Here is a 15,808-nt window from a genome sequence, read left to right as displayed (position 1 = left end):
CCACCCTCGCCGCCCAGGTCATCCGCGTCACCGGCGACGCCTACGTCGGACGGATCAGCCTCCTGCGCCTCTACGCCGGCACCCTGCGCCCCGACACCAAGATCCACCTCAGCGGCCCCGCCCACACCGCCGACCAGAACGGCGACGACCGCGTCACCGCCCTCACCAGCCCCTTCGGCAAACTCCAGCGCCCCGTCCCGCACGCCATCGCCGGCGACCTCGTCTGCGCCGCCAAACTCACCACCGCCCGCGCCGGCGACACCGTCCACGAGCCCGGCCACCCCGTCGACCTCGACGGCTGGACGCTCCCCGAACCCCTGCTCCCCATCGCCGTCGAAGCCCACAGCAAGGCCGACGACGACAAACTCTCCCAAGCCCTCACCCGCCTCGCCGCCGAAGACCCCGCCCTGCGCGTCGAACAGAACCCCGACACCCACCAGCTCGTCCTCTGGTGCACCGGCGAAGCCCACGCCGACGTCGTCCTCGACCGCCTGCGCACCCGCCACGGCGTCCACGTCGACACCGTCGAACCCAAGGTCGCCCTCCGCGAGACCTTCGGCACCGCCGCCGCCGGCCACGGCCGCCTCGTCAAACAGTCCGGCGGCCACGGCCAGTACGCCATCTGCGACCTCGAGGTCGAACCCCTCCCCGCCGGCTCCGGCTTCGAGTTCCAGGAACACGTCGTCGGCGGCGCCGTCCCCAAACACTTCATCCCCTCCGTCGAGAAGGGCGTCCGCGCCCAACTCGCCAAAGGCGTCGCCACCGGCCACCCCCTCGTCGACGTCCGCGTCACCCTCACCGACGGCAAGGCACACTCCGTCGACTCCTCCGACGCCTCCTTCCAGAACGCCGCCGCCCTCGCCCTGCGCGACGCCGCCGAGCACGCCGTCATCCGCCTGCTCGAACCCGTCGCCGCCGTCACCGTCCTGCTCCCCGACGACTACCTCGGCGCCGTCCTCGGGGACCTCTCCGCCCGCCGCGGCCGCGTCCTCGGCACCGAGACCGGCGGCCCCGGCCTCACCCTGCTGCGCGCCGAAGTCCCCGAACTCGAACTCGTCCGCTACCCGATCGACCTGCGCTCACTCACCCACGGCACCGCAGAGTTCACCCGCGCCCACCTGCGCCACGAACCCATGCCCCCCGCCCTCGCCGAGCGCTACACCGACTGAACGGGCTTCCGGTTCGGCAGCGCGCACGCCGCCGTACCCCCCGGCATCCGGTGCCGGTTGCGCGCCACCCAGCGGTACACCACCGCCGCCACCGGCCGCACCGGCGCCAGCGCCAACACCGCGCCCGCGTACGCCCACACGCCCCCGGAGCGCATCAGCAACCGCGCCACCGCCTGCGCGCCCCCGTACACCCGGCCCGCCGGCGTCACCCACAGCACCTCGCGCTCCGCCCGCTCGGCCGACACCTCGCCCCGACCACCCGCCAACGCGTCCAGCTCCGCCAGATCCGCGAACTGGAACGGCACCGCCTCCCAGCCCCCCGAGGCCAAGGTCTGCCGCAGGTACCGCTCACCCCACCGCACGCAGGACGAGCAGAACGCGCAATCCCCGTCGAAAACCAGCACCGGATCCTTCACGGCAACCTCCCCGAACTCGCGGAACACCTCCATCCTCCTCCGCCCTCACACACCCCGCCCCACCGGGTATCGACCTGCCCGAACCTGGGCATCATGCCCCTCAGGCCCCCGCGGCCTGATCGTGACGGTACTTCAGACGATCATCCGCGCGACGGTGCCACGGCACGGTAACCTGCCGCTGACAAGGGGAGGAGGGGACGCCGCCGTGACCACACTCGACATGACCCCGGGTGCGCAGATACCCCGGACCGACACCGGCCCGCAGACCGCCGTCAGCCTGGCGCTCTCCTCGGCCGCCTACCGCGACGGCGAGGTCACCGGCTTCGTCGACGCCGTCACCGACGCCACCGCCAAGAAGGGCCGCTTCGCGCTCTTCCGCCCCAACCTCGGCGAGGCCTTCAGCAAGGCGCTGGTCTCCCGCGCGCTCGGCGGCGACCGCAAACCCCTCGTCCCCTCCTTCGGCGTCGACGCCCGCCAGGTCGTCGAACACTGCCTGGCCGCCGAAGAACTCCGCAACACCCGCGACCGCCAGCTCAGCACCGTCACCGTCGTCACCGCCCTGCTCTTCCTCCCCGGCACCCTGGTCTGGCTCGGCGCCTTCCAGCTGCGCGCCTGGCTCAAGCGGGACAACCAGCGCGGCGCCGACGTCTACGGCGGCCTCGCCCTGATCGCCGCCGGCATCCTCGCCGTCCTGCTCGCGGTGCGCCCGCCGGCCGCCGGCGTCCTCGGCCTCTACCTGCGGATCACCATGCTCGCCCCGGTCATCGGCTGGTACCTCGCCCGCCGGATCGTCGAGCGCTCCGCCAAGGACCTCCGCGCCCGCTGGCAGGACCTGGTCAGCGGCAGCGCCGTCGCCGCCACCGTCTCCCGGGCCGTCCCCCGCGACGACCTGGACAAGAAGGCCACCGACCTGCGCGACAAGCTCGGCCGCCTCGACGCCGAGCAGGAAACCAACATCCAGCACTACGCCGGCCCCAAGGGCATCCTCGGCGCCGGCCGCCGCTGGGGCGAATGGCGCCTCGCCGACACCCTCCACCCCGCCCCCGGCCACGCCGACTTCCGCGCCTTCCACCCCTGGGACCTGGTCCGCCGGATCTCCTCCCACCTCAAGGGCCTCGGCATCAGCCACGTCGCCAACAGCGGCATCCCCAACGTGCAGATCAAGCAGTGGGTGGTCTTCGACATCGGCGAGGGCGCCGACGAGATCAGCCGCCCCGCCGCCGGCAGCGCCGACATGGACGGCGACCGGATGCGCGACTTCGCCGTCCAGAGCATCGCCGACAAGCAGACCTTCCCCGGCGGCCCCCGGCACTACCTGGCCACCCAGTTCATCACCCACGACGGCAAGTTGGTGCTCACCTTCACCGTCACGGTGACCCTGCTCGCCGACGTGCTCGCCATCGCCGTGGCCGGCTACGCGCTCGGCCCGGTCAAGGGCGTCTTCTTCGACAAGCCCAAGGACAAGGAGAAGTCGATCCCCAAGACCGTGAAGTTCTGGGAGGAACGCACGGTCAAGCTCCCCCTGATCGACAACGACGAGGTCGTCCGCCAGGCCGTCCGCGCCCCCTTCTACCGGGCGCCCGGCCTGCTCGGCTGGCTCGGCGGCGGGCTCGGCCTGCCCGAGCCCTTCGGCCTCCGGCACGTCTGGGTCGGCCGGGCCTGGGAGAACCGCTCCATGGTCGACAACGCCATGAACCTCTCCGTCCCGGTGCTCAACGCCGTCCACAACGCGACGCTGGAGTTCCTCCAGGAGCACGACCTCGACGCCGACCGCTTCTTCAAGAACCGCACCTCGATCATCAAGTCCGAGGCGCAGGGCAGCCGCCCGTACGAGGTGGACACCTTCAACGCCAACTGAGCGCCCTCGACGCGAAGGGGCCCACCACCGAACTCCTCGGTGGTGGGCCCCTTTTCAGCCGTTTCAGCCCTGCGGCCAGGCCTCCGCCAGCATCTTGCGGGTGTCCGCCAGCAGCTGCGGCAGCACCTTGGTGTGGCCGACCACCGGCATGAAGTTGGTGTCCCCGCCCCAGCGCGGCACCACGTGCTGGTGCAGGTGCGCCGCGATCCCGGCACCGGCCGCCGCGCCCTGGTTCATCCCGATGTTGAACCCGTGCGCCCCGGACGCGGCCCGCAGTGCGGTCATCGCCCGCTTGGTGAAGTCGGCCAGCTCGGCCGTCTCCGCCTCGTCCAGGTCGGTGTAGTCCGCCACGTGCCGGTACGGGACCACCATGAGGTGACCGCCGTTGTACGGGTACAGGTTCAGCACCGCGAACACGGCGCTCCCCCGGGCGATGATCAGCCCGTCCTCGTCGCTCAGCGACGGGATCGAGCAGAACGGACAACCGTCGTCCGGAGCCGGGCCGGTGGGCTTGTTCTCACCCTGGATGTACGCCATCCGATGGGGGGTCCACAGGCGGCGGAAGCCGTCCGGCTCACCGACGCCCCGCTGCAGTTCCGGCTCAGTCGTCATGCTGATCAGCATATTCGCCCAACCGTGCTTGCAAAGCCGCGCGGGGCAGACTCGTTCAGAGCCTGCCCCGCGCTTCACCTCGGCGACTGCCTCAGCGACTGGGACGCCGTTCGGATCACCCCCGCTCAGGCGGGGAAGTCATCAAACCTGGATACGGCGCGCCACAGCATCAACGATCTCGGCGATCGCCTCGTCACGGGGCACGCCGTTCTTCTGCTCGCCGTTGCGGTAGCGGAACGACACCGCGCCCGCCTCGACGTCGTCGTTGCCGGCGATCAGCATGTACGGGGTCTTGCTGCGCTGGGCGTTGCGGATCTTCTTCTGCATGCGGTCGTCCGAGGTGTCCACCTCGACCCGGATCCCGTGCTTCTTGAGCTCGGCCGCGACCTCCAGCAGGTACGGCACGTGCTCGTCGGTGATCGGGATGCCGGTCACGGTGACCGGAGCCAGCCACGGCGGCATGGCGCCGGCGTAGTGCTCCAGCAGCACCGCGAAGAAGCGCTCGATCGAACCGAAGAGCGCGCGGTGGATCATGACCGGCCGCTGACGCGAGCCGTCCGCCGCGGTGTACTCAAGATCGAAACGCTCGGGGAGGTTGAAGTCGAGCTGGATGGTGCTCATCTGCCAGGTGCGGCCGATGGCGTCACGCGCCTGCACCGAGATCTTCGGGCCGTAGAAGGCCGCGCCACCCGGGTCCGGCACCAGCGGCAGACCCTGCTTCTCGGCCACGGCCGCCAGAACGGCGGTGGCCTCCTCCCAGGTCTCGTCCGAGCCGACGTACTTGACCGGGTCCTTGGTCGACAGCTCCAGGTAGAAGTCGGTCAGACCGTAGTCACGGAGGAGGTTGAGCACGAAGGTCAGCGTGGAGTCGAGCTCCTCCGCCATCTGCTCGCGGGTGCAGTAGATGTGCGCGTCGTCCTGCGTGAAGCCGCGGGCCCGGGTCAGGCCGTGCACGACGCCGGACTTCTCGTACCGGTACACCGTCCCGAACTCGAAGAGGCGCAGCGGCAGTTCACGGTACGAGCGGCCGCGCGCGTCGAAGATCAGGTTGTGCATCGGGCAGTTCATCGGCTTGAGGTAGTAGTCCACGCCCTCGTCGAGCTGCATGGGCGGGTACATGCCGTCCGCGTACCAGTCGAGGTGGCCGCTCTTCTCGAAGAGCTTCCCCTTGGTGGCGTGCGGGGTGTAGACGAACTCGTAGCCCTCTTCCTCGTGCCGCTTGCGCGAGTAGTCCTCCATGGCGCGGCGGATGATGCCGCCCTTGGGGTGGAAGACGGCGAGGCCGGAGCCGATCTCCTCGGGGATGGAGAAGAGGTCGAGCTCGTTGCCGAGCTTGCGGTGGTCGCGCTTCTCGGCCTCGACGAGGAAGTCCAGGTGGGCCTTGAGCTCGTCCTTGGTCGGCCACGCGGTGCCGTACAGCCTCTGCAACATGGGGTTCTTCTCGCTGCCGCGCCAGTACGCGGCGGCGTTGCGCATCAGCTTGAACGCCGGGATGTGCCGGGTGCTGGGCAGGTGCGGGCCGCGGCAGAGGTCGCCCCAGCACTGCTCGCCGGTCTTGGCGTCCAGGTTGTCGTAGATGGTGAGCTCGCCGCCGCCGACCTCGACGTCGGCGCCCTCGCCGGCGGTGGCGGCGGAGCCCTTGAGGCCGATCAGCTCGAGCTTGTACGGCTCGGCGGCCAGCTCCTCGCGGGCGGACTCGTCGGTGACCACGCGGCGGGAGAACTTCTGCCCGCGCTTGATGATCTCCTGCATGCGCTTCTCGATGGCCTTGAGGTCATCGGGCTGGAAGGGCTTCTCGACGTCGAAGTCGTAGTAGAAGCCGTCCTTGACCGGCGGGCCGATGCCGAGCTTGGCCTCGGGGAAGAGCTGCTGCACGGCCTGGGCCATGACGTGCGCGGTGGAGTGGCGCAGGATGTCGAGGCCGTCCTTGCTGTCGATCGCGACCGGCTCGACCTCGTCGCCGTCCTGGACGGCGTAGGCGAGGTCCTTGAGCTGGCCGCCGACGCGGGCGGCGATGATCGAGCGGTCGTCGGCGAAGAGCTCGGCGGCCGTGGTGCCCGTCGTCACCACGCGCTCTTCCCGATCGGGTTCGCGGCTGATGATTACCCGGACGTCCGTCACCGGTCTCTCCTGACGTGCTGGATTAGAGGACGCAACACTGCGCTGCGTCTGACGATGGTACCGAGCGCGCCGCCCCCGCCGTCACCTAGATCTGTTCGTCCCCGTCCCCGAGCCCCTTGAGCAGCTGCTCGTGGTCGCCGTCCGCCCTGCCGGGGAGGAGTTCCAGGCCGTGGGGCCGGCCGAGGCGGCGGAAGCCGCCGCGCGGTTCGAGCCGTCCGGAGAGCCGGACGGGCAGGCCGGCCAGGTGGGCTTCGGCGGCGAGCCGGTAGTCGGGGTCGGGCAGCCGGACCTTGAGTTCGCGGACTTCGGCGCCGCCGAGGACGCGGAGCCGTACGGAGCCGGGTCCGCCGGGGTCGGCCCGCTTGAGGCGGACGACCAGGCCGGTGACGGTGACGGCGACGGCCGGTTCGAGGCGTTCCAGCAGGTCGGCGGCCTCGGCGAGGGCGGGCAGGTCGCCGGGTGAGAAGTCGAGGGTGATCCGGCGGTCGCCGAAGCCGCCGGGGATCCCGGCGGCGGCGGACCAGGCGACGGCGAGCCCGGCGCCGGTGGTGCCGCGGACCAGGTCCTCGACGGACTGGACGAGCTCCCGGCTGACTCCGGCCTGGACGGCGTTCTCGAAGGCCTCGGGCCCGCCGCTGACCCGGCGGTAGTCGACGGCGTCGCGCAGGGCCTCCAGGGCGCGGACCAGGGTGGTGACGGCGGTGCGCCCCTCGGGGGCGGGGGTGTGGGCGGTGAGGGCGGCGCCCTGGTCGACGGCGCCCTGCTCGACGACCAGGACGCGGTCGAGGAACTCCCCGGCGTGGCCGTCCAGCCGGGCGCCGTAGTAGGCGGCCCTGGTCCGGCCGGCCTTGGCGCCGGCGGCGAGCATGGTGCGTGCTGCCCGCTGGAGCCGTTCGGCGTCGTCCCAGGGGGCGGTGTCGGCGGGGCCGGGCAGGTCGCGGTGCCAGCGCAGTTCGTCGCCGGGGACGGCGAGGGCGAGCAGGATCGAGCGGGCGCTGGGGGTGCGGGAGCGGGAGAGCGCGGTGACGGCGTCGGTGAGGAGTTCGACGGCGTCGTCGAAGCCGTCGTCGGCGGGGACGAGGAGGCTGGTGCCGGGTTCGTCGTCGGGCGGGGTCCAGCGGCCGTAGCGGGCGGCGGGGCCGCCGCGCCGGATCCAGCCGTGCCGGGCGAGCAGGGTGGCGAGCACCGCGGGGTCGACGGTGGCCGGGTCGGGCAGGGGGCGGGCGGGCTCGCCCGGTCCGTGCGGCGGTGTCAGCGGCGGTGTCATGGGTGTGCTTCCTCGCTGCCGGGGCCGGGCGGTCACGGGCTCTCGCCCGCGCCGACCCGGGCCATGATGTCGCAGAGCGCGCGGTCGTCGAAGACCTTGTCGGTGGGCACCCGGACGTTGGTGCGCCGGCGTCCGGTGATGGGGTGGCCGGCCAGGTTGACCCAGTAGCAGCAGTGCCGCAGTTCCATGGCGTCGGGCCGGGCCCGCAGCCACTCGTCGACCCGGCTGGGCAGCAGCATCACGACCAGGATCCGGGGTACGGCGACCCGGGGGCGGGCGAGTTTGCGCAGGTGCGCGTTGTCGAGGGTGAAGCTGAAGTGCGGCCCGGCCGGGTCGGGGGCGATCTGCTGGGTGGCCTTGAGCTGGATCTTGACGGTGACCTCGTCGTCCACCTCGTGCTCCGGGGAGCCGTGGCTGACCTGCCAGTCGATGCCGTTGTCCGGGAACGGCTGGGAGAGCGAGCAGCCGGCCGCGGCGGCGACCGCGTGCAGGTAGCCGACCTGCAGCGTCTCCATGCAGGCGGTGACGGCGAGGTTCCCGCGCAGGACGGCCGCGGCTCCGTCCGGCCGCGGCTGTGGTGGTGGCTGCGTCAGTGCCATCGCCCGTGGCCTCCCCCGGCTCCGGGCCCGTCCTGTTCGAACGGGATTCTCCGGAGGCAGGATCCCCGGCTCGGCCTGCGCCAAACGGGTTGAGCGGACGTCAGAACCGGGTATCAACCGGGCGCGCGGAACGCTCGCCTGAGGGGCAGTCATGCAGCAGCTCTGGTACACCGGCCCACTCGCCTCCTTCGACACCGAGACCACCGGCGTGGACGTGGAGTCCGATCGGATCGTCTCGGCCGCCCTGGTCGTCCAACTCGCCCCGGGCGAACCGACCCACAGCACCACCTGGCTCGCGGATCCGGGCGTCCCGATCCCGGACGGCGCCCGCGCGGTGCACGGCATCACCGACGAGCAGGTCCGCGCCCACGGCCGTCCGGCCCGCGCGGTGGTGGCGGAGGTGACGCGGGCGCTGGCGGCGCAGGCCCGGGCCGGGTGTCCGGTGGTGGTGATGAACGCGCCGTACGACCTCACGCTGCTGGACCGGGAGTTGCGCCGGCACCACGGGGTGGCGCTGGCGGAGGGCCTGGGCGCGGCGGGGCTGGTGATACTGGATCCGCGGGTGCTGGACAAGCACGTGGACCGGTACCGCAAGGGCCGCCGGACGTTGACCGACCTGTGCGCGCACTACGGGGTCGAGCTGGCCGGGGCGCACGACGCGGCGGCGGACGCGACGGCGGCGCTGGCGCTGACCCGGCGGATCGGCGCCCGGTACCCGGCGGCGCTGGGCGGGCTGTCGGCGGCGGAGCTGCATCTTCGGCAGGCGATCTGGCACGCGGCGCAGGCGCGCGGGTTGCAGCGCTGGTTCGAGCGGTCGGGGACGCCGGAGCGGGTGGACCTGTCGTGGCCGCTGCGGCCGGCCCGGTGCGGGTGCGGGCGGCGGTTGGAGCCGGCGCACGGCTGCGAGGCGGCGGCGTAGCGGCGGGCCCGGGCTGCGGTTCGGGCCCGGACGCGCCGCAGGCCCTGACCGGTTTCCCGATCAGGGCCTGCGTGCTGTCCGGTGGGCGATACTGGGATCGAACCAGTGACCCCTTCGGTGTGAACGAAGTGCTCTCCCGCTGAGCTAATCGCCCGGGCAACGAGATGAACTGTAGCACCGTTCGGAGGCGGTCGTACAACTCGCCCGTTCCGGGGTGCCGACGCATCCGCAGAACTCGCACTCCGGGCGGAAGGTGACAGTGCCTCAGCATCGGAGCGGGATTTGCGGGGGCGTTCGGGGGATTCCGGAAATACATGTGAGGCCCAGCCGATAATCGGCTGGGCCTCACATATCACAATGCATTCCGGTGGGCGATACTGGGATCGAACCAGTGACCCCTTCGGTGTGAACGAAGTGCTCTCCCGCTGAGCTAATCGCCCGGGTGCAGGGAAAACATTACCGCATCCGAGAGGGTGGTCCGAACACCCTCCTGGTCCGGGGCCGGCCGGGACCCGGGCGACCCCGGGCGACCCCGGGCCCCGGGCGGGACACAGGGCCCTTCCCCTGGCGCACTCGCCCGTGCGGCCGACTCGTCAGGCAGGGCCGCACCACCCGCTCCCCTGTTCCCGGCCGGCTTGGCGCTTCCTACAGGGCCGGTACGGGCGGAGCCGGAAACCCGCGGAGAGAACCGCCGGTAATGCCCCGGGCGGGTACTCGGGGGCGATTCCGCAATGCGCCGTAAGGGGTACGACTCGCGCCCGAATCGGGACAGAGGGGTTTACATCGGTCTTCGGGGTGGGATGGTCCGTTCGCCGACGTGCGATTCCCCGAGCGCACACTGAGCGAAAGGCCATGGCGCTTATGAACACCACGGTCAGCTGCGAGCTGCACCTGCGCCTCATCGTGTCCAGCGAGTCCTCACTGCCCGTCCCCGCGGGCCTGCGCTACGACACCGCCGACCCCTACGCCGTGCACGCCACGTTCCACACGGGCGCCGACGAGACCGTGGAGTGGGTGTTCGCCCGAGATCTCCTCGCGGAGGGGCTGCACCGACCCACCGGTACCGGCGACGTCCGGGTGTGGCCGTCGCGCAGCCACGGGCAAGGGGTGGTCTGCATCGCACTTAGCTCTCCGGAAGGAGAGGCCCTGCTGGAGGCCCCGGCCCGGGCGCTTGAGTCGTTCCTCAAGCGGACGGACGCCGCGGTGCCCCCCGGCACCGAACACCGTCACTTCGACCTCGACCGGGAGCTGTCCCACATCCTCGCCGAAAGCTGACCCCGTCCGGAGGCGGTCCAGCCCCGTTGTCGGCGGGGCCGTACCCCCTGTCGTCCGCACTGCCGTCCTACTCGGGGGCACGGCAGCAGACTCAGCCGCGCACCACGCGGCCTCGGGGCCGGTGAGCGGCCCGTTCCCACCGGAGCGGGCCGCCGCCACCACAGGCGCCCGGCATCGGGGCCGGTCATCCTCACGGGTGACCGGCCCCGATGCCGGGCGCCGTTGGCGTTCCGGGGGGGCGTACGGGGGGCGCACGGAAGGTGGTGCGCCCGGTTTGCGGGGCTCTGACGGAATCCGTACACGCCTTCGAAGGAAGGCGCCGCCCTTCCGCCGCACGGCCCGGTATGGTCTTGGGTCAACCGTGTCCGCGGGGTACCCGGAGTCCCCCTGCGCGAGGAGCCCCCAACGTGCTGATCACCCATGACACCGAGTGCGCACTGAGCATCCTCGTCGATCTGCTCAACACCGCACCCGAGGTGTGCGGCACCGAGCGGCTGCCGGACGTCGCGGCGCTGAACGCGTTCGTGGTCCGGCAGGAGATCAGCGAGATCGACTCGCTCACCGAGGAGGACCTGCACCAGGTGCAGGCCCTGCGCACCCGGCTGCGCGAGGTGTTCGGGACGGAGGCCACCGAGGACGCCGCCGAGCTGGTCAACGCGGTCGTCGCGGCGGCCGGGACCACGCCCCGGCTGGTCAACCACGACCACCACGGCTGGCACATCCACTACTTCGCGCCGCACGCCGCGATCGGCGACCACCTGGCGGCCGAGCTCGGCATGGCGCTGGCCTTCATCTTCATGGCCGGCGAGCGGGAGCGGCTGCGGCGCTGCGAGGCGCCGGACTGCGCGCGGGTCTTCGTCGACCTCTCGCGCAACCGCTCGCGGCGCTACTGCGACAGCCGTACCTGCGGGAACCGGCTGCACGTCGCCGCGTACCGGGCCCGGCAGCGCTCGGCGGAGGCCGTTCCCTCGGCCTGAGCCCGAGCCCCGGGCCGGGGCCGGTTCTGCCGATCAGATTCCGCGCTTGCGGAGGATCTCCTCGATGTCGGCGAAGTCGCCGAGGCCGTCGTCCTGCTTGCCGCCGGCCCGCTTCTTCGGCTTCGGCGGGGCGGGAGCGACCGCCGGGCGGTCGGGGGCCGGGCCCGCGGCGGCCGGGCGCTCGGGGGCGGACTCGACCGCGTCGCGGCGGGCGCCCCAGCGGGTGGTCGCCAGCAGCAGGGCGGCGGAGACGCCGAGCAGTGCGACGCCCGTCCACACCCGGGGGTCGAAGACCAGCCTGGTCGCCCAGTCGGCGAACGCGCGGCCGATGGTGCTCGCCAGCGGGAACAGGCCGGTGAGGTAGAGCCCGGCGGGCAGTAGGGCGACCGCGAACCAGCGGGTCGCGGAGCGGAGGCGCCGTTGCCGGGCCCGCAGGCCCGCGACCGCGACTCCGCCCGCCGTGAGCAGGAAGCTGATCGCCGCGGTCAGCACGGGCGCGGGCCTTCCGGTCCGGTGGGTCTGGTCATTCCGGAGCCTCCCTGTCGGTCCGCCGCGGGGGCACCCTCCGGCCGGAGCGGGCTCCCACTTAGTGGAACACTGGGGGGATGATCGATGGTTCCCTCCCCCGCCTTGAGTTCTGGTGCGACCTGCAGTGCCCGGACTGCCGCACCGCGCTGGACGACGTCCGGGCGCTGCGCGCGCAGTACGGTGACGCGCTGCCCGTGGAGCTGCGGCACTTCCCGCTGGAGAAGCACAAGCACGCCTACGCCGCCGCCGAGGCGGCCGAGGAGGCGTTCGCGCAGGGGCTGGGGTGGCCGTTCGTGGAGGCGCTGCTGGCCCGGACCGAGGAGCTGGGCGCGGGCGGGCAGAAGGTGCTGCTGGACGTGGCCCGGGAGGTCGGGGTGGACGTCGAGGAGGTCGACACCGCGCTGATCGACGGGCGGCACATGCTGACCGTGGACTCCGACCAGGCCGAGGGCAAGGCGATCGGGGTCAAGGGCACGCCGACGTACGTGATCGGCGGGCAGCGGCTGGACGGCGGGCAGAGCCAGGAGGGGCTGCGGGAGCGGATCGTCGCCGTGATCGAGGCGGCGAAGACCTCCTGACGCTCCCGATGCTTCTGACTCTTCGTCAAAGCTGTTTGCCGTAGAGGAGGTTGGTGATCCCGTAGCCGAGTGAGGCGTAGAGGCCGATGGCCACCTCGTTGTCGGCGAAGACGTTGAGCCCGAGGTTCCGTACGCCGGCCGCCAGACACGCGCGTTCGGCGAGCAGCATCAGGGTGCGTCCGTGTCCCCGGCCCCGGTGGGCCGGGGACACCTCGACGACCATGACCCAGGCGAGCGGTTCGCCGTCCGGCAGGTCGGTCAGGTGGAGGTCCACCCAGATCGAGCCGTACGGCTGCGGCCCGCCGTCCGGTCCGTACAGGCTGGCCAGGGCGTTGCCCGGGGTGTCGGCGCCCTCCGGGAGCAGTCGCTGGTCGCAGCCCACCCTGGCGCGGGTCTGCTCCTCGGTGAGGCCGGAGCGGACGAGCGCGCGGGCGTAGTCGGCCGAGGAGCGGTCGAGCCAGGCGCGCAGACCGTCCTCCTCGAACGGGCGCGCGCTGACGCCGGCGGGCAGGGCGGGGGCGGTGGTCAGCCGCTTGGCGAGGGCCAGGGAGCGCTCGGTGTAGCCGAGCGCTCCGGCGAGGGCGCGGGCGGTCGGCGCGGAGTCGGGGATCCTGACGTCCACCCGGGTGCAGCCCCAGCCGCGCAGCACCTCCTCGGCGGCCAGTGCGCCGAAGGTGCCGCGACCCCGACCGCGGCCTTCGGTGATCTCCAATTCGGCTATCTCGCCCCAGAGTTGGCCGCCGACCGGGACGGCGGTGGTGCGCAGCGAGCCGATCTGGCGGCCGTTGGTGAGGATCCGCCAGCGTCTGGTGCGGCCGCCGGCCGCGGTCGGTGTCTCGGGGCCCTCGGGGCGCAGCGTGGTGGTCATGTGGTGGTCCCTTCCCCTCGTCGGGGAGGTTATCCGTGCCGGTGCGCTGTGCCGGGGGTGCGGGTCACGGGTCGAGGTCGTCGGCGCTGCGCTCGGCGAAGACGGTCATGGCCTTGGCGGTGATCGGTCCGGTGCCGGGCAGTTCGCGGTCGTCGATGCGGGTGACGGCCTGGACGTCGCGGGTGGAGGAGGTCAGGAAGACCTCGTCGGCGTCCCGGAGGGCGTCGAGCGGGAGGTCGGCCTCTTCGGCGCCGCACCAGTCGATGACGAGTTGGCGGGTGATGCCGGCGAGGCAGCCGGAGGCGAGCGGCGGGGTGAGCAGGCGGCCTTCGAGGACGACGAAGACGTTGGAGCCGGTGCCTTCGCAGAGTCGGCCGGCGGTGTTGGCGAACAGGGCCTCGGTGGCGCCGGCGCGGTGGGCGGCGGCGAGGGCGACGACGTTCTCGGCGTACGAGGTGGTCTTGAGGCCGGCGACGGCGCTGTGTTCGTTGCGGCGCCACGGGACGACGGCGACGGCGGTCTCGTCGGGGCGGCGGGTGATCGCGCCGAGGGCGGCGACCAGGGTGGGGCCGGCGGTGCCGCGTTCGGAGCCGAGCGGGGCGGTGCCGCCGGTGTAGGTGACGCGCAGGCGGCCGAGCGGGACGGGGTCGGCGGCGAGGAGCTGGGCGCAGGCTTCGCGGACCAGGTCGTGGTCGGGGTCGGGCAGGCCGAGGCCGCGGGCGGAGCGGGTGAGCCGGTCGAGGTGGCGGGTGAGGGCGAAGGTGCGGCCGTCGACGACCTTCATGGTTTCGAAGACGCCGTCGCCGGTGGTGAGTCCGTGGTCGAGGACGGTGACGGCGGGTGCGGTGGAGTCGACGAGCCTGCCGTTGACCCAGCTCGTGATGGGGGTGTGCATCGGGCGCTGCTCCTCGGGGTGGTGCCGGCGGCGGGGTGTCTCGGCCGGCGCGTCAGAGGGTTTCGCTGCCCGACGCTATCGCGACGAGTCGGGCGGCCTTCAGTTCGGTTTCCGCCCACTCGCGGTCGGGGTCGGAGCCCCAGGTGATGCCGGCGCCGGTGCCGAAGCGCAGGACCGGGGTCTCGGGGTCGGTGCGGTCGAGCCAGAAGGTGCGGATGCCGACCGCGAGTTCGGCCTCGCCGCGGTCGGCGTCGACCCAGCCGACCGCGCCGCAGTAGGGGCCGCGCGGGGCGGTCTCAAGGGCTTCGATGATCCGCAGGGCGCTGGACTTGGGGGCGCCGGTGACGGAGCCGGGCGGGAAGGTGGCGGCGAGGAGTTCGGGCCAGCCGGCGTCGGCGCGCAGGGTGCCCTCGACGGTGGAGACGAGGTGAACGAGGCCGGGGTGCTTCTCGACGGCGCACAGGTCGGGGACGGTGACGGTGCCGGTCTCGCAGACGCGGCCCAGGTCGTTGCGGACCAGGTCGACGATCATCACGTTCTCGGCGTGGTCCTTGTCGAGGAGGTCGTCCTCGGTGCGGCCGGTGCCCTTGATCGGGCCGGAGGAGACGGTGCGGCCGGTGCGGCGCAGGTAGAGCTCGGGGGAGGCGGTGGCGATCTCGACGCCGTGTTCGGGCAGGCGGACGGTGCCGGCGTACGGGGCGGGGTTGCCGTGGGCGAGGAGGCCGGTGAGGGCGTCGATGTCGCTGCGGTCGGGGTCGGGCAGCGGTGCGGAGAGCACCCGGCAGAGGTTGGCCTGGTAGACCTCGCCGGCGGCTATGTGCTCGCGGATGCGGCGGACGCCGGCGGTGTAGGCGGCGCGGTCCAGGGAGCTGTGCCACTCGCCGGCGTCCGGGCCGCGCCAGCCGGCGCCGGAGGGCGGGGCGGGGGCGGGGCGGACGTCGTCGAAGCGGGCGCAGGTGAGGCGGCCCTCGAAGTCGTGGACGACGGCCCAGTAGCCGGCGGAGTCGAGGGCGGCCGGGTCCGAGGTGACGTCGCGCAGCCCGGTGGCCAGGCGGCCGCCGAAGCGGGCGAGCGGGGTGCTGGGGTCGGTGGGGCCGGACACGGTTCTCCTGCGCGGTGGTGCGGGGGTGGCGGTGCCTGAAGTGTAGGTCGGGGGCGCGCTCCCGTACTGGTGGTCGACCGCCGGGCCGGGGCGGGCGCCGGGCGGGGGGGGGCGAGCAGTCGCGGGCGTCGCGCGGGTGTGCGCGGGGTGGCCTGCGGGTGATCGTCCGGAAGCGCCGCAGGTGACGGCCGGTGCCCTGCGCGGGGGTCGGTCGGCGGGTGCTTGGCGGGCATCCCCTCGGCATGCTGCGGGAACGGATTTTTAGCTGGCCCGGGAATCCGCTAGAGTTCAACACGTCGCCAGGGAGCGCAGCCGGGAAAACCGGTGAGGCCCCCGGGAGACAGGCGGACGTGGCTCAGTTGGTAGAGCATCACCTTGCCAAGGTGAGGGTCGCGAGTTCGAATCTCGTCGTCCGCTCGACGGAGAACAGTGTAAGATCGTTCTTCGTGTGTTGCCTGGTGGAGTGGCCGAGAGGCGAGGCAACGGCCTGCAAAGCCGTGTACACGGGTTCAAATCCCGTCTCCACCTCCAAGAGGATCACCCGGTTCTGCCAGGGGACCTCCCCGCGCGATTAGCTCAGCGGGAGAGCACTACCTTGACACGGTAGGGGTCACTGGTTCAATC

15 protein-coding genes and 4 tRNA genes are annotated in these 15,808 nt (G+C 72.5%); 8 read left to right on the top strand and 11 right to left on the bottom strand.

What is annotated here, in order from left to right; all coding sequences use genetic code 11:
• Positions 1 to 1,169 (top strand): EF-Tu/IF-2/RF-3 family GTPase (locus VM95_RS35030; protein ID WP_045704738.1); only part of this gene is annotated, 1,169 nt, incomplete at its 5' end.
• On the opposite strand, the gene VM95_RS35025 is transcribed toward VM95_RS35030, so the two are convergent.
• Positions 1,157 to 1,612 (bottom strand): thiol-disulfide oxidoreductase DCC family protein, encoded by a 456-nt coding sequence (locus VM95_RS35025; protein ID WP_244179072.1) that lies wholly within the window; start codon positions 1,610 to 1,612, stop codon positions 1,157 to 1,159. The two genes, VM95_RS35030 and VM95_RS35025, sit on opposite strands and share 13 nt — an antisense overlap.
• Before the next feature lie 178 nt (positions 1,613 to 1,790).
• Between VM95_RS35025 and VM95_RS35020 the strand changes: the two genes are divergently transcribed.
• Positions 1,791 to 3,443 (top strand): hypothetical protein, encoded by a 1,653-nt coding sequence (locus VM95_RS35020; RefSeq protein ID WP_052706227.1) that lies wholly within the window; start codon positions 1,791 to 1,793, stop codon positions 3,441 to 3,443.
• A gap of 63 nt (positions 3,444 to 3,506) precedes the next feature.
• Here the strand turns inward: VM95_RS35020 and VM95_RS35015 are convergent, their stop codons facing one another.
• The 4 genes from VM95_RS35015 to VM95_RS35000 form a co-directional block, all read right to left on the bottom strand.
• Positions 3,507 to 4,067 carry an HIT family protein gene (locus tag VM95_RS35015; protein ID WP_045704733.1) on the bottom strand — a complete coding sequence of 187 codons (561 nt, stop codon included), beginning with the start codon at positions 4,065 to 4,067 and terminating at the stop codon, positions 3,507 to 3,509.
• Between the two features lie 129 nt (positions 4,068 to 4,196).
• Positions 4,197 to 6,176: a threonine--tRNA ligase gene (thrS, locus tag VM95_RS35010; protein ID WP_045704731.1), complete on the bottom strand. Its 1,980-nt coding sequence runs from the start codon at positions 6,174 to 6,176 to the stop codon at positions 4,197 to 4,199.
• An 85-nt stretch (positions 6,177 to 6,261) separates the two neighbouring features.
• Positions 6,262 to 7,443, bottom strand: a complete 1,182-nt coding sequence (locus VM95_RS35005; RefSeq protein WP_045704729.1) for a hypothetical protein — start codon at positions 7,441 to 7,443, stop codon at positions 6,262 to 6,264.
• A 32-nt stretch (positions 7,444 to 7,475) separates the two neighbouring features.
• On the bottom strand, positions 7,476 to 8,042 hold the full coding sequence (locus VM95_RS35000) for a DUF4365 domain-containing protein (RefSeq protein ID WP_045704726.1): 567 nt from the start codon (positions 8,040 to 8,042) through the stop codon (positions 7,476 to 7,478).
• 151 nt (positions 8,043 to 8,193) lie between these two features.
• Between VM95_RS35000 and VM95_RS34995 the strand changes: the two genes are divergently transcribed.
• Entirely contained in the window at positions 8,194 to 8,961 is a 768-nt protein-coding gene (locus tag VM95_RS34995) for an exonuclease domain-containing protein (protein WP_045704724.1), read from the top strand.
• Positions 8,962 to 9,043: 82 nt separating this feature from the next.
• On the opposite strand, the gene VM95_RS34990 is transcribed toward VM95_RS34995, so the two are convergent.
• Together VM95_RS34990 and VM95_RS34985 are read right to left on the bottom strand one after the other, a co-directional pair.
• Positions 9,044 to 9,115, bottom strand: a tRNA-Val gene (locus VM95_RS34990).
• A 214-nt stretch (positions 9,116 to 9,329) separates the two neighbouring features.
• Positions 9,330 to 9,401, bottom strand: a tRNA-Val gene (locus tag VM95_RS34985).
• Between the two features lie 421 nt (positions 9,402 to 9,822).
• On the opposite strand from VM95_RS34985, the gene VM95_RS34980 reads away from it, so the two are divergent.
• On the top strand, positions 9,823 to 10,236 hold the full coding sequence (locus VM95_RS34980) for an SsgA family sporulation/cell division regulator (RefSeq protein ID WP_030056266.1): 414 nt from the start codon (positions 9,823 to 9,825) through the stop codon (positions 10,234 to 10,236).
• 407 nt (positions 10,237 to 10,643) lie between these two features.
• On the top strand, positions 10,644 to 11,213 hold the full coding sequence (locus VM95_RS34975) for a CGNR zinc finger domain-containing protein (RefSeq protein ID WP_045704722.1): 570 nt from the start codon (positions 10,644 to 10,646) through the stop codon (positions 11,211 to 11,213).
• A 33-nt stretch (positions 11,214 to 11,246) separates the two neighbouring features.
• Here VM95_RS34975 and VM95_RS34970 read toward each other — a convergent pair whose 3' ends face one another.
• The gene (locus tag VM95_RS34970) at positions 11,247 to 11,705 is read right to left on the bottom strand and encodes a hypothetical protein (RefSeq protein WP_045704720.1); all 459 of its coding nucleotides are present in this window, start codon (positions 11,703 to 11,705) and stop codon (positions 11,247 to 11,249) included.
• Between the two features lie 113 nt (positions 11,706 to 11,818).
• On the opposite strand from VM95_RS34970, the gene VM95_RS34965 reads away from it, so the two are divergent.
• Positions 11,819 to 12,319 carry a DsbA family protein gene (locus tag VM95_RS34965; RefSeq protein WP_045704718.1) on the top strand — a complete coding sequence of 167 codons (501 nt, stop codon included), beginning with the start codon at positions 11,819 to 11,821 and terminating at the stop codon, positions 12,317 to 12,319.
• A gap of 25 nt (positions 12,320 to 12,344) precedes the next feature.
• Here VM95_RS34965 and VM95_RS34960 read toward each other — a convergent pair whose 3' ends face one another.
• From VM95_RS34960 to VM95_RS34950, 3 genes are all read right to left on the bottom strand, one after another.
• Positions 12,345 to 13,187 carry a GNAT family N-acetyltransferase gene (locus VM95_RS34960; RefSeq protein WP_045704716.1) on the bottom strand — a complete coding sequence of 281 codons (843 nt, stop codon included), beginning with the start codon at positions 13,185 to 13,187 and terminating at the stop codon, positions 12,345 to 12,347.
• A gap of 64 nt (positions 13,188 to 13,251) precedes the next feature.
• Complete coding sequence (locus VM95_RS34955) at positions 13,252 to 14,082, bottom strand: aminotransferase class IV (RefSeq protein ID WP_045704713.1); 831 nt, start codon at positions 14,080 to 14,082, stop codon at positions 13,252 to 13,254.
• 52 nt (positions 14,083 to 14,134) lie between these two features.
• Positions 14,135 to 15,184, bottom strand: a complete 1,050-nt coding sequence (locus tag VM95_RS34950; RefSeq protein ID WP_045704710.1) for a chorismate-binding protein — start codon at positions 15,182 to 15,184, stop codon at positions 14,135 to 14,137.
• Between the two features lie 344 nt (positions 15,185 to 15,528).
• Between VM95_RS34950 and VM95_RS34945 the strand changes: the two genes are divergently transcribed.
• Positions 15,529 to 15,601 (top strand) — tRNA-Gly (locus VM95_RS34945).
• A 40-nt stretch (positions 15,602 to 15,641) separates the two neighbouring features.
• Positions 15,642 to 15,715, top strand: a tRNA-Cys gene (locus VM95_RS34940).
• Positions 15,716 to 15,808: the final 93 nt, after the last annotated feature.

It is taken from the genome of Streptomyces rubellomurinus (genome assembly GCF_000961885.1).
In the GTDB taxonomy this organism is placed as follows: Bacteria; Actinomycetota; Actinomycetes; order Streptomycetales; family Streptomycetaceae; genus Kitasatospora; species Kitasatospora rubellomurina.
Note: the sequence above shows the minus strand (reverse complement) of the source record. Positions and strands in the feature narration are given on the sequence as shown.

Excerpts from the sequence above, each read along its gene's own strand:
- VM95_RS34960 (WP_045704716.1), bottom strand. The coding sequence starts at position 13,187 with ATGACCACCACGCTGCGCCCCGAGGGCCCCGAGACACCGACCGCGGCC.
- VM95_RS34955 (WP_045704713.1), bottom strand. The coding sequence starts at position 14,082 with ATGCACACCCCCATCACGAGCTGGGTCAACGGCAGGCTCGTCGACTCC.
- VM95_RS34995 (WP_045704724.1), top strand. The coding sequence starts at position 8,194 with ATGCAGCAGCTCTGGTACACCGGCCCACTCGCCTCCTTCGACACCGAG.
- VM95_RS35000 (WP_045704726.1), bottom strand. The coding sequence starts at position 8,042 with ATGGCACTGACGCAGCCACCACCACAGCCGCGGCCGGACGGAGCCGCG.
- VM95_RS35005 (WP_045704729.1), bottom strand. The coding sequence starts at position 7,443 with ATGACACCGCCGCTGACACCGCCGCACGGACCGGGCGAGCCCGCCCGC.
- VM95_RS34980 (WP_030056266.1), top strand. The coding sequence starts at position 9,823 with ATGAACACCACGGTCAGCTGCGAGCTGCACCTGCGCCTCATCGTGTCC.
- VM95_RS34965 (WP_045704718.1), top strand. The coding sequence starts at position 11,819 with ATGATCGATGGTTCCCTCCCCCGCCTTGAGTTCTGGTGCGACCTGCAG.
- VM95_RS35015 (WP_045704733.1), bottom strand. The coding sequence starts at position 4,067 with ATGCTGATCAGCATGACGACTGAGCCGGAACTGCAGCGGGGCGTCGGT.